The sequence below is a fragment of the Moorella naiadis (nom. illeg.) genome (genome assembly GCF_051020825.1).
Taxonomy (GTDB): Bacteria; Bacillota; DSM-521; order Neomoorellales; family Neomoorellaceae; genus Neomoorella; species Neomoorella naiadis.
Window position 1 is genome coordinate 138,404 of sequence record NZ_JAXGFQ010000004.1, and the last position, 17,545, is coordinate 155,948.

Annotated in this window: 15 protein-coding genes; all 15 read right to left on the reverse strand. The window is 57.8% G+C overall.

Annotated features, from left to right (window positions below):
- Positions 1 to 254 precede the first annotated feature (254 nt).
- On the reverse strand, positions 255 to 2,609 hold the full coding sequence (locus SDD30_RS04065; protein WP_434073660.1) for a xanthine dehydrogenase family protein molybdopterin-binding subunit: 2,355 nt from the start codon (positions 2,607 to 2,609) through the stop codon (positions 255 to 257).
- Entirely contained in the window at positions 2,606 to 3,079 is a 474-nt protein-coding gene (locus tag SDD30_RS04070; protein ID WP_434073661.1) for a (2Fe-2S)-binding protein, read from the reverse strand. The genes SDD30_RS04065 and SDD30_RS04070 overlap by 4 nt, the downstream gene beginning before the upstream one ends.
- Before the next feature lie 3 nt (positions 3,080 to 3,082).
- Positions 3,083 to 3,925, reverse strand: coding sequence for an FAD binding domain-containing protein (locus tag SDD30_RS04075; protein WP_434073662.1), 843 nt, complete (start codon positions 3,923 to 3,925; stop codon positions 3,083 to 3,085).
- Positions 3,926 to 4,022: 97 nt separating this feature from the next.
- Positions 4,023 to 4,811 (reverse strand): cyclase family protein, encoded by a 789-nt coding sequence (locus SDD30_RS04080; RefSeq protein WP_434073663.1) that lies wholly within the window; start codon positions 4,809 to 4,811, stop codon positions 4,023 to 4,025.
- A gap of 362 nt (positions 4,812 to 5,173) precedes the next feature.
- Positions 5,174 to 6,604: a YlbE family protein gene (locus SDD30_RS04085; protein WP_434073664.1), complete on the reverse strand. Its 1,431-nt coding sequence runs from the start codon at positions 6,602 to 6,604 to the stop codon at positions 5,174 to 5,176.
- A gap of 6 nt (positions 6,605 to 6,610) precedes the next feature.
- Positions 6,611 to 8,185, reverse strand: coding sequence for an acyl-CoA synthetase FdrA (fdrA, locus tag SDD30_RS04090; RefSeq protein WP_434073665.1), 1,575 nt, complete (start codon positions 8,183 to 8,185; stop codon positions 6,611 to 6,613).
- A 252-nt stretch (positions 8,186 to 8,437) separates the two neighbouring features.
- Positions 8,438 to 9,538, reverse strand: a complete 1,101-nt coding sequence (locus SDD30_RS04095) for an oxamate carbamoyltransferase subunit AllH family protein (protein ID WP_434073666.1) — start codon at positions 9,536 to 9,538, stop codon at positions 8,438 to 8,440.
- A 389-nt stretch (positions 9,539 to 9,927) separates the two neighbouring features.
- A complete protein-coding gene (pyrE, locus tag SDD30_RS04100; RefSeq protein ID WP_434073667.1) occupies positions 9,928 to 10,509 on the reverse strand; it encodes an orotate phosphoribosyltransferase in 582 nt (193 codons plus the stop codon).
- Positions 10,510 to 10,641: 132 nt separating this feature from the next.
- Positions 10,642 to 11,691: a dihydroorotate dehydrogenase gene (locus tag SDD30_RS04105; RefSeq protein WP_434073668.1), complete on the reverse strand. Its 1,050-nt coding sequence runs from the start codon at positions 11,689 to 11,691 to the stop codon at positions 10,642 to 10,644.
- Positions 11,692 to 11,693: 2 nt separating this feature from the next.
- Entirely contained in the window at positions 11,694 to 12,479 is a 786-nt protein-coding gene (locus SDD30_RS04110; RefSeq protein WP_434073669.1) for a dihydroorotate dehydrogenase electron transfer subunit, read from the reverse strand.
- A 222-nt stretch (positions 12,480 to 12,701) separates the two neighbouring features.
- Positions 12,702 to 14,330 (reverse strand): chaperonin GroEL, encoded by a 1,629-nt coding sequence (gene groL / locus SDD30_RS04115; RefSeq protein WP_434073670.1) that lies wholly within the window; start codon positions 14,328 to 14,330, stop codon positions 12,702 to 12,704.
- A gap of 29 nt (positions 14,331 to 14,359) precedes the next feature.
- Positions 14,360 to 14,647: a co-chaperone GroES gene (groES, locus tag SDD30_RS04120; RefSeq protein WP_434073671.1), complete on the reverse strand. Its 288-nt coding sequence runs from the start codon at positions 14,645 to 14,647 to the stop codon at positions 14,360 to 14,362.
- A 144-nt stretch (positions 14,648 to 14,791) separates the two neighbouring features.
- On the reverse strand, positions 14,792 to 15,193 hold the full coding sequence (locus SDD30_RS04125) for a type II toxin-antitoxin system VapC family toxin (RefSeq protein WP_434073672.1): 402 nt from the start codon (positions 15,191 to 15,193) through the stop codon (positions 14,792 to 14,794).
- The gene (locus SDD30_RS04130) at positions 15,178 to 15,450 is read right to left on the reverse strand and encodes a ribbon-helix-helix domain-containing protein (protein ID WP_434073673.1); all 273 of its coding nucleotides are present in this window, start codon (positions 15,448 to 15,450) and stop codon (positions 15,178 to 15,180) included. The genes SDD30_RS04125 and SDD30_RS04130 overlap by 16 nt, the downstream gene beginning before the upstream one ends.
- 519 nt (positions 15,451 to 15,969) lie before the next feature.
- On the reverse strand, positions 15,970 to 17,538 hold the full coding sequence (locus SDD30_RS04135; protein WP_434073674.1) for an FGGY-family carbohydrate kinase: 1,569 nt from the start codon (positions 17,536 to 17,538) through the stop codon (positions 15,970 to 15,972).
- Between the last annotated feature and the right edge of the window lie 7 nt (positions 17,539 to 17,545).

Consider the following 17,545-nt stretch of genomic DNA (forward strand, 5'->3'; position numbering starts at 1 on the left):
AAATGGTCGCCACATTTCCTAATTTAGCAAAATTCCCCATGCTATCTCCTATTTAGGCATTCATACTGATCCCCCCTCAAACACGACCGCTGCATTTCCAGCCGGTTAGTTGATATCCAGCAGGCGCAGTGCTACCTGGAACTGCTAACCTTACCATTATTATCCCATATTATCCCAAGTAGCACTGTGCCCGGGAATCCACTTCATAGTGCCCGTTCTTGCCCTTTTTATCCTTGTACCTGGTGTCGCCTCAACTACTTCCGCCCGGCCTGCTCTTGCCAGGCCAGGTAAACCCTTTCCGCCGACAAGGGTACCTCGTACATCTCCAGGCCGGTGGCGTTGGCCAGGGCATTGCCGATGGCCGAGGTAATGGAGATCATGGGATGTTCGGCGACACCCCGGGCACCGTAGGGACCGTCAAGTTGCGGGGTTTCGACAAAATAGATCTCCATAGCGTCAGGCAGGTCTTTAGCCGTCAAGATTTTATAATCCACCAGGTTGCGAGTCAGCAGCCTGCCCTCTCCGTTATAGCGCAGCACCTCGGTGAAGGCCGTCCCCAGGCCCTGGACGACACCGCCGATTACTTGGCCCTTGACCAGCATTTCGTTGAGGACTCTCCCGACATCGAAGGCCGAGACTATTTTGCAGACTTTAATATCGCCGGTGGCGGTATCAACTTCGATCTCAATGCCGTGGGCGCCATAGGTCCAATCCAGGGCCGGCCGGCCCTGGCCGGTTTCGGCGTCCAAGAAGCTCAGGCCCTGGGCAATATAGCGGCCGCGGCCGATCAGGGGGCCGCCAACGGCGTTGCCATTTTCATACGTATAACCTATAGCCAGCTCCCGGTAGGCCAGTCGCTTATCAGGGTGGTGGCGGACGTAGATCTCTTCCCGGCCGAATTCCAGCTCCTCCTCGGCCGCCCGCAGGATGGCCGCCGCCAGGCTCTTCATCTGGGCCAGCAAGTCGTCGCAGGCGCGGATCACCGAGTTGCCCCCCATGACGGTGAAGCGGCTGGCCACCGTCTGCCAATCGTAGGGACTGGTTTCTGTATTGGTTTCCCAGACGACATGGACCTTCTCCAGGGGGAGGTGTAGTCTCTCGGCGGCGAGCTGGGCCAAGGTAGTATAGGTGCCCTGGCCGTAATCGATGCCGCTGACCATAACGTTTACTGAGCCGTCTTCGTTCATTTTGATAATTGCCGAAGAGGCGGTGGACGGCGGCATGGCCGGCGCTTTATGAAGTACTGCCAAGCCCAGGCCCCGATACTTGCCGGTTGCCTTCTCCCGGGCCTTCTCCTCTTCCGTCTTGACTAGGGGCCAGCCGATTTTCTCGGCTACCAGGGCCAGGCACTTATCAACCCGGCCGGTATTTTCGTGGATCTTTTCCCCGGTTATCGTAACTGAACCCGGCTTGAGCAGGTTCTTCATCCGGAACTCCAAGGCATCCATGCCTAATTTTTTGGCGATGATGTCTCGCTGGCGCTCAACGGCCCAGAAAAACTCGGCGTGGCCGAAGCCCCGGTAGGCGGTGCCAAAAATATGGTTGGTATAAATGGTGTAGGAATCGATCTTAACGTTATCAATCTCATATGGTCCGACGCCGGAATAGCCTGAGGCCCGGCCGATATTGACCCCGTAATCGGCGTAGGCTCCGGCATCCCAAAGGTAGGCAATCTCCTCGGCGACGATGCGGCCTTCCCTAGTCACCCCGGTCTTAATCTTCGACAGCAACCCCTGGCGGCACGGCAGGCTAGCGATCTCCTCCTCCCGGGTGGCCGTCAGTTTTACTGGCCGGCCATGGGCCGCCCGGGACAGGCAAGCCACCAAAGCTTCCAAGTGAATACCCGCTTTCCCGCCGAAACCGCCGCCGACATAGGGCACAATCACCTCAATCTGGCTGCGGGGTACCCCCACGGTCATACTTAGGAGGTCACGCACGGCGAAGGGTGACTGGGCGCTGGTCCAGATTTTAATCCTGTCGCCGGTAGACCATTTAGCTATGGTAACATGGGTTTCCAGGGGCATATGCAGCACCTGGGGCTGGAAAAAGCTATTTTCAATAATCTCATCGGCGGCGGCAAATCCGGCCTCCAGGTTGCCCTTGCGTATTTTGAAATGATTGGCAATATTGGTCCCTGGTTGCGGGAAATACACGCCCTTGATCCAGGAATAAGTCTCCAAATCCTCGTGGACCAGGGGCGCTCCCTCTTTGAGGGCTTCTTCGACATCCTGGATCACCGGCAGGGGTTCATACTCGACCTCAATGAGCTCCACTGCTTCCCGGGCCGTATCCAGGTCCAGGGCCGCCACGGCTGCCACCGGCTCGCCGTAATAACGGACCTTGCCGGTGGCCAGCAGGGGCCGGTCGATCATATAAAGGCCCAGTTTATAAGGCACGTCCTGGCCGGTGAGGACCGCCTTGACCCCCGGCAAGGCCTTGGCTTTACTGGTGTCAATCTTCTTGATACGGGCGTGGGCATAAGGGCTGGTCTTAAGGGCGGCGTAAAGCATCCCCTGGATCTTCAGGTCATGAACATAAAGGGCTTCGCCGGTAACCTTCTCGACACCGTCAATGCGAGGCACTCCCACGCCAATGAGGCTCTGGCTCATTCCTGTCCCCCCTTTGCGGCAACATCTTTTATCGCCTCAATAATCGGCACATACCCTGTGCAACGGCAAAGGTTGCCTTCCATGGCATCCTTGATCTCTTCCTCGGTGGGATGCGGGTTCTGGTTCAACAATGCCCGAGCGGCCATGACCATCCCCGGAGTACAGAAACCGCACTGGAGGGCGTTATGCTCGATAAAAGCCTTTTGCAATTCGGATAGCCGGCCGTCCCGGGCCTCGCCTTCAATGGTATAAACCTCCGCCCCTTCGGCCTCCACGGCCAGGACCAGGCAGGAGTTGACGGCTTTGCCATTAAAAATCACCGTGCAGGCACCGCACTCGCCGGCCCCGCAACCTTCCTTGGTCCCCGTCAGGTTTAACTCTTCCCGCAACAACCAGAGGAGGGTTTTATCGGGTTCCACGGCCGCGGCGTATTCTTCCCCGTTGACCTTCAGCCTAACTATACGCTTCATGCCTTACTCCTCCTTCCCCAGGAAAGCCAGGGCCTGCCGTACCAGGTAAGCGACCATGGCCAGGCGGTACTCCCGGGAGGCCCTCTGGTCGCTAATGGGCTTGACCCGGGCCAGCACCTGGTCAACGATGGCTGTGATGCGCTCCTCCTGCCGCAGGTCACCGTCCCGGACCGGTCCCAAATCCTGCACCAAGACGGGCACTGGTGCCACGGCCCCCAAGGCCAGACGTAGTTGCCCGTCCACACCCAGGAAACCGGCCACCCCTACCTGGGCGAGGTCATGGCCTTTGATTCGTGACTTCTTCAGGTAAATACCCCGGCCAGCTGAAACAGGAATTGCAATTTTTGCCGCTATTTCGCCCCTTTGCAGGACGTTTTGCTTAACCCCGCTGAAGAACTCCGCCAGGGGTATACGCCGGGAACCCGTTTTCGCAACGGCCACCACCGCCGCCCCCAGAACCAGGGCCGCCGGGGCCATATCGGCAGCCGGGGAAGCGTTGCACAGGTTGCCCAGGAAGGTTGCCCGGTTGCGGACCAGGGTATTGGCCAGGGAACTGCCGGCCTGAATCAAGATGGGGTAGTTTTCCCGGACCTGTGGTGCCTGGAGAAGCTGGTTGATGGTAACGGCCCCGCCAACGACCAGGCCCTCTCCCTCGCTATACCGGAGTTCCTGCATCTCCGGGATAGCCTTAATATCGATGAGGTATTTGCATTGCAGGGCTTTATCCCGTAAATTAACGATAATGTCCGTACCGCCGGCCAGGACCCTGGCCTCATCCCCATATTGCTCCAGGAGGGCCACCGCCTCGCTCAGGCTCGCCGGCTTAAAGTAATCTAACACGGCCATTGGTTCCACCTCCCATTTAACCATAGAAATTAATCTTGCCCCTCTACCGGTGCCCGCGGCAGGTAGCCAGTAAAGGGGCAAAGCTATGCCCCCTTAACTATTCCTCATCGAAGGCCACAATACGGCTAATGCAGGACTCCCCGCCGACAAAGCGCCAGGGGAAGCAACCGATAATCATCCGCCGGCCGAGGATCTTATCAATATCGCCACCGACGTTTTCGGCGTGGATGATATTATAAGGGAAGAGAGCAATATGCATCACCTGGTAATCCTGGGGCGGCAGCAGTTCGTCAATGGACTTGTTATATTTCCGGCGCATATAGGCGTCGCATTCCTTAGCCTGGACCGGCATCCACTCACGAATCTTGGTGTTCATGGGATGATCGGCGGAACCGCAGTCGACGCCGATCCATTTAATCTTCATCTTATAGCACCAGTCGGCGAATTCCCGAGTCGGACCGGGGTGCTTGGTAAAATAACGCACCTCGTCGGCCTGGGGTTGATCCCAGGAGTAGTGATGGTAACCGGTATGGATAATAAGGATGTCCCCTTCTTTGACCTCGACGCGATCGGTAATATCCTTGGAAGTATATATGCCATAGTCTTCAGCGATATCACTCAGGTCAACAACCACCCCCGGCCCTACCAGGAAATCTTTCAGGGGTAGGCTGGCGATATCCCCTCCATAACCGCAAAAATGGATGGGGCCGTCCAGGTGGGTTCCCACATGGTTGGAATGGGTCAGGATCTGGCCGTTGGCGCCATTGGGGCACAGGCGTTTGAAGAATTTAATCTGCAGGGGTTCGTAAGTGGGCCACGGTGGCGTTAGGTGGCTCAGGGGTTGGGTCAGATCGTACATCTTGACGTTGTTCCAGTTCTTCAGCATGGCTATCTCCTCCTCTTCCTAATATAGAATTTCCCCCAAAACCTTGCTCTGTGGGTGGGGATATGTCCCTGCGCCGCTCAGGAGTTACGCGCCGACAGGACTACGGCTCGGTTCGGACCGCTGCACGCCGCCTGTGGATTGCCCATGAAAAGGCTTTTCGCTCAGCAAGGCTTTATTTCTTTATGAGATTACGCCATATTCCTCGCCAGGGAACGTTCAGGCGTCCTCGGCGGCGGCAGCGGTTGCCTCACCTCGCCTGTCCTGTTACCGGCGCTCCACTATTCGCGGCTCCGGGACATATCCCCACCCTAACGTCAGATTCATTCTTGGGGGCGTTAGCCCCCTGCTGCCGGCAACTCTTACTAACCCTTCGCCTCACCTCCCGCGCCGTATTGCTCAGCCAGGGCCAGGATGGCCCCGGCGAAGCATTCCCAGGGTGGATTGACCAGGCCGGCACCCACCTGGCCCACCCCGGCCTCCCGGTGGGCGATACCGGTATTGATCTGGGGCAGGATGTTGTTCTCGACCACCTTGCGGACGTCAATGCCGGTAGGTGTGCCGCGGAAATCAAAGATCGGGATGGAATAAGACGGGTTCTCTTGCAGGGTAATTTCGTACATGCGGTTGGAATAATGCAAAGCGTCCTGGGGTTTGCCGCCGACAAACTGGACAATGGCGATGGCCGCGGCCATGGCAAACCCACCCACGCCGGCTGTCTCGGTGATGGCGCTATCGCCGATATCGGGGTTGGCATCGGCCTCACTGAAGCCGGGGAAGTAGAGGCCCCTGACCATCTGGGCCGGGCCGGTAAACCAACGACCGGGCAGGCCACTGACGCGGATGCCGAAGTCCGTACCGTTACGGGTCAAGGTGGTAACCATGGTGCTCTTTTCTACCCCATGGGCGGCGTCGAGCATGGCCTTACAGGCCGGCATGGAGAGGTTCAGGAAAAAGTGATCGTTACCATTAATGAAGTTGAGAATGGCGGCCAGTTCGTCACCCGGTAGTTCGGCCTGGACCAGGTACGGGGCGATGGTCCGGAAAAAGAGGGAAGTAGCCGCCTTATTACGATTGTGGACTTCATCGCCCATATGCAGGGCCTGGGCGATTAGAGCCCGCAGGTCAATACCCCCCGAGAGGCGAATGGCCTTTTGCAATCCCGGGGCCAGGACCCTTTCCATCCAGCGCAGGCGGTCGATGACCTCCTGGCTGTAGGCGCCGAAACGCAGCACCTTGCCCAGGCCCTCGTTCATGGTACAGTAGGCGTCATTGCCGTGGGTCTGGTTGTGGATGACGAAGACCGGCATGGAAGGGGAGATAATCCCGGCCATGGGGCCGACGGCGCCGTGCTCATGGCAGGGTTTAAAGGTAATGGCTCCTAAAGATGCCAAATCTTCGGCTTCATCCGGCGTCGCCGCCCGTCCTTCGTAGATCAAGGCGCCGATTACCGCCCCCCGCATGGGGCCGGGCATCCGCTCCCAGGTTAGGGGCGGGCCGGCATGGAAAAAGGTGTCCGGGGTCATGCCCGGGATGACATCCAAGGCGCGACGAATATCCACCAGGACCGGCACCGACGAGGCATAACGGTTGAAGGCCTCCTGGTTGGCGGCGTCAATATCCGGGCGGTGGCTTAATTGCTCCAGGGCGGCGATTAATTCCACCCGACCCCGGGCCGGCGGCTCCCAGTCCAAGTTGGTAACCTCGACTCCCACGCTCTGTAGTTCGGAAGCAAAGCCGGCATTGCCCAGGTTAAGGGCTTTGATTTCCTGTTGAAAGAGTTCGTTAATCGCCATTCAACCTCACATCCTTTCCGGCGCTGCTATCTCTTGAGCCAGGGAAGCCGCCACCCGGGCCGCCCGCACGTTACTGGTGAAAACAGCTACCCCGGCCTCCTCCAGCAGGCGCCGTTGCTGCTCCAACCCCTGGGGATCAGCGGCCGTACCAATGAGGGCGGTGATAAAGAACAGCTGCCTGCCTGCCGTCGCGGCCCGCTGCCGGGCCTGCTGTATGCCGCGGGCGGTAACACCGGCCGGGTCGCTGTGGGAACCGTGACCCAGGATTACGTCGAGAAGGATTATTGCTACTTCCGGGTCGGCGGCCTCTTGGAGGAGGCGCGGTATTCTCAGGGACGGTTCCAGCATGGGATGGGGCCGGCCGCGGGTAAAGTAATCCTCCCCCATATCCAGGAAGGTATGCCCCTGGCTACGTTCTACATTGGCCAGGTTTTCTTCCGGGGTCAGGGGAACATTGGAGAATATGGGAATCCCAGCATCGCGGAAGACGGTCATAGCCTCATCACAGAGGGTACCGCCACCGTATAAGGCACGGACATATTTTTGGTTAGGTTTCCTTCTTGCCAGGAATTCCTGGGCCGGCCGGTCGCCGCCCTCTTCCGGTAGGATGACCGGCTGGCCGCCCCGGACCAGGGAGACGGCCTGGAGGGCTGTCTCTTCCAGGTTGCGGCACTGGATAATCCCTTTGCCCTCAACTGGCATGGTCCCGGCTCCTAACAGGCACAACACCACTGGTTTCCCCGTGTCTGCCGCCCGGTCCAGGACCTTCGCGGCTACTTCCGGTGCCGGCGGTTTGGAGATCAGGACAATTACTTTAGTCTGCTCATCGGCGGCCAAAGCGTCTAGTGCCGCCAGCGTCGTCATACCGCCCACCCTGGCCGATAAGTCGCGGCCGCCGGTACCGATGGCCTGACTGATCCCTTTCCCCAGACCGTCAATCAGAGTTGTCACCTGTTGAATACCTGTACCTGAGGCGCCGACAATGCCGATTCCTCCCCGCCGGACGCGGTTGGCGAAACCCAGGGGCACGCCGTTGATGATGGCCGTACCGCAATCAGGCCCCATCATCAGCAAACCTTTAGCCGTGGCCTTCTTTTTAAGATCAATTTCGTCTTCCACGCTGACATTGTCGCTGAAGAGGAAGACGTGCATCCCCTGGTGCAGGGCCTCCCGGGCTTCCCGGGCGGCGTAAATACCCGGCACGGAGATGAGGGCCAGGTTATAACCCGGCTGGGATTGGCAGGCCCGGGCAATACTGCGCAGCTGTTCCTTAGGGGCCCCCTCGCTACCATCCGCTGTACTATCGCGGCGCTGGCTCAGCAATTCGTCGATCTTCTGGAAAACCCGCTCCAGGACCTCCTCCCCGGTCACCCGGACGCCGATAAGCAGATCATTGGGCGAGGCTGCCCCGGCCTCACCGGTCAAAAGGTCGACCCGGGCCAGGGATTCCTTGTTGAGATCTGTACCCATACCGACCAGGATGTCCTGGACCCCTTCCATCTCGGCTAACTGGCCGGAGATGCGCATCAGCGTTACCGAATCAAAATAGGTGTTTGGTTTAATAATTGTTTTCGTTAGCACTCCGCCACCCCCGCTTTCCCTGAATATTGCGCTCTGCCGGCGCGGCCGGCCAGCGCTTTCCCTCTGGTTGCTGCCAATTCAATACGACTCCTTTGCTGACGATGATTTTATGCCCCCGGCCGGGTTTAGCGGCCAAATAAAAACGCTTTTTTGCTAGACAGCAGGTGATGATGAGGCCCAGGACCCTGCCTGTCGCCGGGATACCCGCATGGCAACAGTACCAGTCACCGAGGGCAATGCTTTCTTTGCTCGCTAATGTCCGGCTGCCTGCCAATCGCCTGGCGATACCCAGGAAAATCCCAGGTAGATACCCCGGGCGATATCCGTCCCGGAGGTCGCCCCCAAGCCCAGCAGGCGGCGGGCCATGGCCGTCACCTGGGTCGGTATCCCGTTGATTACTGCATAGACAACCTCCTGCACGTATTCATGGTAGTCACCCCCCAGGGCCTGCCCCAGGAAAAAAGCGCTGATGGTGTTGGTACGCTTCAGGTTGTCCGCTATGGCCCGGTGTAATCCTGCCAGTTGCTCCTGATAGTCGGTCCCCCCGCTGGTAGCTGCCAGTAACCCCAGCAATAAGTCATCACCGCTGGGTGTTAAGCCCGGCCCGTAACCCAGGAGACCATTCACCGCTCCATCCAGACGATCACCTTTAAGACCCTGTAAATAACATGGCTTATTACTTTCATCCACTGCTGATGCCGCCCGGCGGCATGGGCCTCTACCCAGGAGTCCCGCCCTTAATTGCTCCAGCAGTTCTACCACCGGCTGGTAGGGATTATGGCGGCCGGCGGGATACCCCACCCCGCCCTTTGTTCCCCAGCGGCTGATGGCCTGCCCCAGGGCCGCCACATTCGCCCATGCTAACCCTTCCCCTTCCCAACGCAACTCCTCCGGCCTGCGGCCCTGCCAGGGGATGCTCCCCCGGCAATCAATCTCCAGAGCATCACCTACTCGCAGCCAACCGCCGGCCAAGGTAACGGGCAGATCCTGCCTTATACCCAGGACGCAAAAATTGATATTTTCCGGAAGGTCAATGATGATGAAGGCGGCGGCATTACCCTTTTCTGGCCCTGCCAGGGCGAAGAGCTCGGAGCCCAGGTAGAAATTGATAACGCGATGGAAGACGCTATGGACATATCCTCCTGCTTTGATGGTTTGAGTTGTAACCTGTGGAGATCCGGGCTTGCTGGCAGCGGGGTCCCGCGACACCGTGGCCTGATCCCCGGAGGAAAGTACCTCCCCTGTCGGTATTGTCAGGCCCATGATAACTGCGGTTGAAGTCTCCTGCAGCAGCTGGTAGAAATACCTCCCGCACCTTATAGCCCGGCAACAATAGGGCCTTCCCGGCATCATGCCTTCACCATCTAACAACTTTTTCTCTATTATAAGTTTTTCTCTTTTCAGGCAATCACCTTTGTAAGATTTCTACAAATCATCGGGCCTACTGGTTATTAGATGTTGTAGCCTGAACCACCTGGCAGGATAACCTCTATTTCCCATTTTGAGCGCCTATTTTTTACTATATATTCTCTATTTCTGGTATCGCCAGGTCGGGTAGATACACTACCTTTCCCGGTTTTGGCTACCGGGCTGGTAAAAAATAAAACCACCTATCATTGATGATAGGTGGCCACTTTGCTCCCTGAGCTTCTTTGCTCATGTTTTTTGGGGTTCCAATAATAGTATATATTTCCTCGACTGTAATGTCAATGGTAGATTGGGCGTGCAGCGACTCTTCTCCCTTAAGATTTAATGTGCCGGCTACCGGGCTTGACTACCGGGATTCCCTGGCGGCAAAGAGGGCAGTCGTCCGGCTCGTAGGTCTCGATATTAAAGGTAATCAGGGGCTCAATGGGCACACCAACATCCGCCCGGCCGCCACTGCGATCCACCAGGACACCGGCCGCCACCGGGATGGCCCCGTGTTCCTTTACTACCTCAACTACCTCCCGTACCGACCCACCGGTGGTGATTACGTCCTCCACCACCAGGACCTTTTCCCCTGGTTCGAGGGTGAAGCTCCGACGCAGGGTCATGACGCCATTCTCCCGCTCGGTAAAAAGGGACCTGGCCCCCAGATGACGGGCTACCTCATAGGCCATGATAATCGCCCCAATGGCCGGGCCGATGACCGTGGTGATGCCTCGGTCTTTAAACCTGGTCGCCAGGTCGCGGCAGAGAATGGTATTCTCAGCAGGAAACTGCTGCACCCGGGCGCACTGGAGGTAACGGCCGCTGTGCAGACCGGAGGTCAGGATAAAGTGTCCCTCCCAAAGGACGCCGGTGCGGCGGAAAATAGTCATGATTTCATCGTGGCTAAGCATATTTTTTCACCTCATGAAGATTTATAGCGAACACACCTGCCGCTAACACGGGGATTAGTGAGCTGCCTACCTTCGCGCCCACCAGGCACGTGACCTGCATAGGAGGGGTGCAATTCAACGCGCTTCCTGCTGCTATCCGCGGCAGGCGCCGATCAACTCCCGTACTCCGGTCAGGCCCTTTGCCATCAGATAACTCTCCAGCCCTTCGATAACCGCGATTAAAGCCCGCGGGTTGACCAGGCTGGCCGTTCCCACAGCTACGGCGCTAGCCCCGGCCAGGAGGAACTCGATGGCGTCCCGGGCGGTAGTAATGCCGCCCATACCAATTAGCGGCACCTGTACCGCCCGGGCTACCCGCCAGACGGCGTAAAGGGCCACCGGTTTGACGGCCGGGCCGCTTAACCCCCCGACAATGTTGGCCAGGGACGGCCGGCGAGTGTCAATATCAATAGCCATACCCTGCAGGGTATTAATGAGGGAGAGGGCATCGGCACCGGCGTCCACCACCGCCCTAGCTATAGTCGTGATGTCCGTTACATTGGGGGTCAGCTTGACAATTACCGGCAGGTTGGTCTCCCTACGCACGGCTGCCGTCACCTGGGCGGCCATGGCCGGTTCAGTGCCAAAGACGATGCCGCCTTCCTTGACATTGGGGCAGGAGATATTGACCTCCAGGGCGGCGATGCCTTCCGCAGCGCTCAAGCGGGCTGCCAGTTCCCCGTATTCGGCTACTGTTCGCCCGGCGATGTTGACGATCAGCGGGGGCGCGAACTGGCGCAGGTAGAGCAGTTTCTCCCGGAGGAAAACCTCCAGGCCCGGGTTCTGCAGGCCGATGGAGTTAAGCAAACCGCCGGGGGTCTCCATTAAGCGCGGGGGCGGGTTGCCCGGGGTGGGGTGAAGGGTGATGGTCTTGACCACAATGGCCCCCAAGCGGTTCAAATCGATAAATGGGGTGAATTCCTCACCGAAACCAAAGGTACCGGAGGCCGGCAGGACCGGATTCGCCAGCTTCAGGCCCGCTATCTCTACCCCCAGGTCAACCCCGGCGCCGGCTCCGGGCCTGGGACCTACAACGGCCTCGATCGCGGCGTCAGCCCCGGTGGTTCCCGTGCTGGCCCCGGAAACAGTTGCCTGGCCTGGAGAACCAGGAGTGCCTTTAGCCTCTTTCTTAGCCAACTCCATTATCAGTCCTCCCAGCAGACGGCGGCAGCGTCAAAGACGGGGCCGCCGGTACAGACATTCTCGTAATACTTTTCACCCCGGGCGTCGCGCAGGGCGGTTACACAGCCCCGGCAGGCGCCAAAACCGCAGGCCATCCGCTCTTCCAGGGAGACTTCCGCCGGTATACCCGCTGCTGCCGCCAGGCGGGCAAAGGCCGCCAGGGCCGGCCGGGGACCGCAGGCATAAGCGCGGTCGTAGACTCTACCCTGTAACTGCTGTTCCCAGAGGGCCGTCACCGACCCATGCAAGCCGGCGCTGCCGTCGTCGGTAGCGAGATATAGCCGGACACCCAGACCCTCCAGGTCCTCCAGGCGGTGCAGACCCTGCCGGTCCCGGGCGCCGTAAAAAAAATCAACGGTGTTGCCTATCTCCCGGGCCACCCGGGCCAGGAAAAACAGGGGCGCCATCCCCAGACCCCCGGCCATCAGGGCCAGCCTCCCGCCGGCTACCAGGGTAAACCCCCGGCCCAGGGGCCCCAGGAGATCCACCCTGCTACCGGGCTGCCGCCGGCTCAACCAGGACGTACCCCGGCCCTTGACCTGGTAAAAAAGGGTCACTTCCCCCCCGCCGGCGTCATGGATGCTCAAAGGCCGCCGCAGGAGAGGGTCCCGGCCCTCTCCACAAAGAAGATGCACAAACTGGCCCGGCCGGGCGGCGCGGGCCAAATCCGGGGCCTTTAGCTTCAGCAGGCAGGTATCCGTCCCCACCGGTTGGGAGGTTAGAACTTCTACTTGCAGGTGCTGTGGCATGTACTTCATCCTTTACTTTATTTCCTCTCTATCTTCCCCTACGCCACCATTGCGGTTAAAACCCCCGCTGGGGGCTTGCCGCCAGCGCATCCAGGAAGAACCGGCTGCGCCATGTAACCTTTACCAAAAATCATTGTTGTATTCGCCACGGCCGCCCCATTTCCTGCCAAAAGGGCCCCGGCGTTTTAAACGCCGGGGCCCGGGAAATAACTTGCCTGCCTTCTACATCATGGGCATACCGCCACCACCGGGCATACCGCCGCCGGGGATAGGCGGTTCTTCTTCCGGAATGTCGGCTACCACGCTTTCCGTGGTCAGGACCAGGGAAGCAATGCTGGCGGCATTCTCCAGGGCGGAACGGGTCACTTTGACCGGATCAACGATACCGGCCTCAATAAGGTTGACATACTCCAGAGTAGCGGCGTTAAAGCCCAGGCCGTCGCTACTCTGGCGCACCTTCTCCACAACTACCGAACCCTCGACGCCGGCATTGGCCGCGATCTGGCGCAGGGGTTCCTCCAGGGCGCGGTAGACCAGGCGCACCCCCGTCAGTTCGTCGCCCAGGGCCTGGACATCCTTTAAGACTGCCTGGGCGCGTACCAGGGCCGTGCCGCCGCCGGCAACGATACCTTCTTCCACTGCCGCCCGGGTGGCCGACAGGGCGTCTTCAATGCGCATCTTCTTTTCCTTCATTTCCGTTTCGGTGGCCGCCCCAACTTTAATGACCGCCACGCCACCGGCCAGCTTGGCCAGGCGTTCCTGGAGTTTCTCCCGATCGTAATCAGAGGTGGAGTCTTCATACTCCCGGCGAATCTGGGCTACCCGGGCCTCAATGGCCTCGTCCTTGCCGCGGCCTTCGACGATGGTGGTCTCTTCTTTACCCACCCGGACCTGGCGCGCCTGCCCCAGCATATCCAGGGTGGCGTTCTCCAGCTTCAGGCCGGTTTCTTCGGTGATCACCCGGCCGCCCGTCAGGATAGCGATATCTTGCAGCATGGCCTTGCGCCGGTCGCCGAAGGCCGGCGCCTTGACGGCCACGCAGGTAAAGGTGCCCCGGAGCTTATTGACCACCAGGGTAGCCAGGGCTTCGCCCTCCATATCTTCGCAGATGATGAGCAAGGGCTTGCCCGTCCGCACCACCTTCTCCAGGACAGGTATCAGGTCAGCCACGGCGGTAATCTTTTTATCGGTAATCAGGATGTAGGGTTCTTCCAGGACGGCTTCCATGCGCTCGTTGTCGGTGACCATATAGGGGGAGATATAGCCGCGGTCGAATTGCATGCCTTCCACGACGTCTACGGCGGTTTCCATACCCTTGGATTCCTCTACGGTAATGACCCCGTCTTTACCCACTTTCTCCATGGCCTCGGCCACCAGGGAGCCAATCTGAGGATCATTGGCGGAAATGGCGGCTACCTGGCTGATGGAGTCCTTGCTTTCCACCGGCCGGGCCTGAGACTTCAGGTTCGCCACCACGGCTTCTACAGCCCTCTGGATCCCTTTCTTCATGAACATGGGGTTGGCCCCGGCGGCTACGTTCTTCATACCCTCCCGGACAATGGCCTGGGCCAGGACGCAGGCGGTGGTGGTACCGTCGCCGGCGACGTCGTTAGTCTTGGAGGCCACCTCCCGGACCAGCAGGGCGCCCACATTCTCCAGGGGATCTTTTAACTCTACCTCTTTGGCAATGGTCACACCGTCATTGGTGATGGTCGGCGCCCCGAATTTCTTTTCCAGGACCACGTTCCGGCCCCGGGGTCCCAGGGTAACCCGGACGGCCTCAGTGAGTTTGGTAATGCCGTTTTCCAGAGCCTCCCTGGCTTCACGGTCAAAGACTACTTGTTTGGCCATTATGTAGCTCCTCCTAGCTTATTCAGTCTTTATTCAACTATCGCGAGAATATCTCGTTCGCTGAGGACCAGGTATTTGGTGTCACCCTGTTTCAACTCGGTACCGGCATACTTGGCATAGAGCACCCGGTCTCCGGCTTTAACCTCCATTTTTCCCCGCTCACCATTATCCAGCAAACGGCCGGGGCCAACGGCTACAACCTCTCCCTGCTGGGGTTTCTCCTTGGCGGTGTCCGGCAGGACAATACCGGCCGCTGTTTTTTCTTCGGCTTCCAGGGGCTTAATGAGGACACGGTCCCCTAAGGGCTGAAAACTCATCGATGGGCCTCCCTTATCAGTAGTTGTTAGCACTCCTTTTTAAGGAGTGCTAAGTACAGGTATTATCATATATTCTTTACGCTAAAAATGCAAGCCCTTTCGCCGGGATTCGCTACTGCCGGGCGGGTCGTTCCGGTAAAAGGGCTAAACTTGAGTGGAAGCCGCCTCTTCCGGGGCCAGTGCGCCGGGAAAGTCCTTGAGATTGGCAGTTACCACCCTGAAGCTACGAAGTTCGGCCGTAGCGGCGATTAAGCTGTCAGCCATTCCCGCCGGTTTTCCCTGGGTAGCCAGCTCGCGCCGGAGCGCCGCAGCCCTTTCAGCGACCGCCCGGTTAACAGGAAAAAGCGTCCAAGTTTCCAATAGGGTTTTTATGGCAGCCTGAGCTCTGGGGCTTTTCGCGCCGGTCAAGAGCTCATGATATACTACTACACTGGTGGCCAGAGCGCCGGAACGCGCCGTCTGTTCCAGCCATGCGGAAACAGGTGGCGCCAGCCTTCCTGTAAGGTGATCAATAAGCACACAAGTATCGATTAAAAAGGCCGCCAAGTAATATCCCTCTCTTGTTCCCGGATCTCTCGTACCCATTTAGCACTGGGGCTATTAAACCATTCCGGCGCGTCTTCCGGCTCCAGAATGCCACGGGTTTCTTTAAGCTTTTGTACTTGTATCTCTCGACATAGCTTTTCGGCTACGGCTTCTGTGATAAACCCGCTCCGGCTTATATCCCGGGATTGAAGAAAAGCATCCAGACGTGTTGCTATATCATCTGGAAGCCGTATATGCATAACTTTTGTGTTAGCCATCGATGTAACACCTCCTGTTATATATTCATGATACTATGGTTATTAGAGGAAAGCAATATCAAGATTCCGGTGCAAGAACCCCAAAATACCTAACTCGCGCCAGGTGCGTAAAAGCTCTAACATCAAAAATGGCATTTTGCAGGTAATATAACTGCATTAGTGGCCAGTCAAAAACCGTAATCTACCCCCGTTTCCTGGTTTTTCCATACAAGCAGGGACACTAACCCCCTGTAAAGGCATTTGGGGGTTGACAGAGATTTCCTTAACCTCCTTAGCTTTAACCTAAAACCAGCTTTTTTAAGCTGCTGGAAATTATGGGCAATACATTTCAGACCCATTGCCAGAGCGCACTTTACTTTACCACGTACGGCTAATTTGGTAGCACTGCGACTGCGTTTTATCGCCAAGACGGTTCCTCCGATGGCCGCTCATTTACTGGTATTCTCCCGCCGATATTCGCCACTGGCCGGCTCTTTGCGGGTCTCAGCTGCCAGAAGGGCGCTTTCTTAAATTCTTAAACTAATTTTCATCTATCCCTGCCCGTGCGGCTAATTTCCCCAGCTGGCCATAAACAGGAACCAGATTCGTAAAAACTTCTGCATATAACCGTGTATAGGGTTGATAAAATCGGTGTAGCTTTAAGTCAACCTCGTACCTTTTACCGGCCCGAGATGACTGCAGCGCTACAGTTTTAAGATCCCGGTAGATACCGGCAGCATAGCCAGCCAGGATGGCAGAACCGAGTATACCCACTTCTTCCCGGTCCAGTTTAACATAAGGTATGCCCAAAATGTTGGCCTTCATCTGGTTCCAGAAATCACTGCGGGCGCCCCCGCCGATAACCCGGACTTCCTTAAATTCGAGTTCCGGGTAAAGCTGCTTTTCTATATTTAAATAATAGCAATACTCATAGGCGATACTTTCCATGATGGAGCGATAAAAGCCTCCCTGGTCATGGTTCCAGCTAAAGCCGATCCAGGCCCCGCGCACACTGCTGTCATAAGGGTAAATACGCCCGCCGAGATGGGGGACAAATAACAATCCCCCGCTGCCCGGGCTTGCAGCGGCAGCTTTTTTATTTAAGAGATCATAAGCGCTGTTCCCCTGCTGTTGCGCCTGTTCCTTTTCCACCGGGGCGAAGGTGTCCCTGAACCACCTCAAACACAGGCCGCCACCGCCTATATAGGCGTGGGGCAACCATAGATCTTTTGGTATTGCGCGCGGCATGATGATGGTCCTATGGGCAACGTCGGGGACGAAGCGATCAACGCAGCAGGACAGAATAGAAGCCGTCCCAGCGACATCCACCACCAGGCCCTTCTCCACCAGGCCGGCCCCCAGGCAGCTGGCGGCATGATCGCCAGCGCCGGCGGCTACCGGTATCCCTGCTGCCAGTCCTGTATCCTCTGCCGCTTTCGCCGTAACATAACCCACTATTTCCCATGGCTCCACGATACGCGGCATTTTTTCCAGCGGTATGTCAAAAAGGTCGAGCATTTCCGTGGACCAGGCGATATTACGCGCATCGCTGACCCCGGAAAAGTGGACGTAAGTATGGTCGACAAAGGCCTCCTTCGCCTTGAGGCCGCAAATCCGGCCGGCTACATAAACTGCCGGGACAATAAATTTAGCAATCCTTTTAAAGGTCTCCGGTTCTTCATTTTTCCACCAGAGCATCTTAGGGCCGTGGGCTACCGTCGGCGGCATACCCACGGTATTGATGAAAATATCGCTATAATTTTCGCGGATCCAGTCCACATATTTCTGGCAGCGAATATCCAACCAGGAATCGTACCGGGTTACCGGCTGCCAGTCGCCGTCAATCCCTAAAATCCCGGCCATCTGCCCGTCAAAGGCGATGGCAGCTATCTCGGCGGGGTTGATGCGGCTCTTTTCTAAAACGCGACGCACAGTTAAACAGGTGGTTCGGTAAAAGTCTTCGGCCTCTTGTTCTACCCAGCCGGGTTGGGGATAATGCAAGACCGATTCTTCATAAGCGTCGGCAACCAGGTTGCCTTCCAGGTCAAACAGCCCGGCTTTGGTACCGGTAGTACCAATATCAATGCCCATTAAATATTTCCGGTCCATTGTCCTC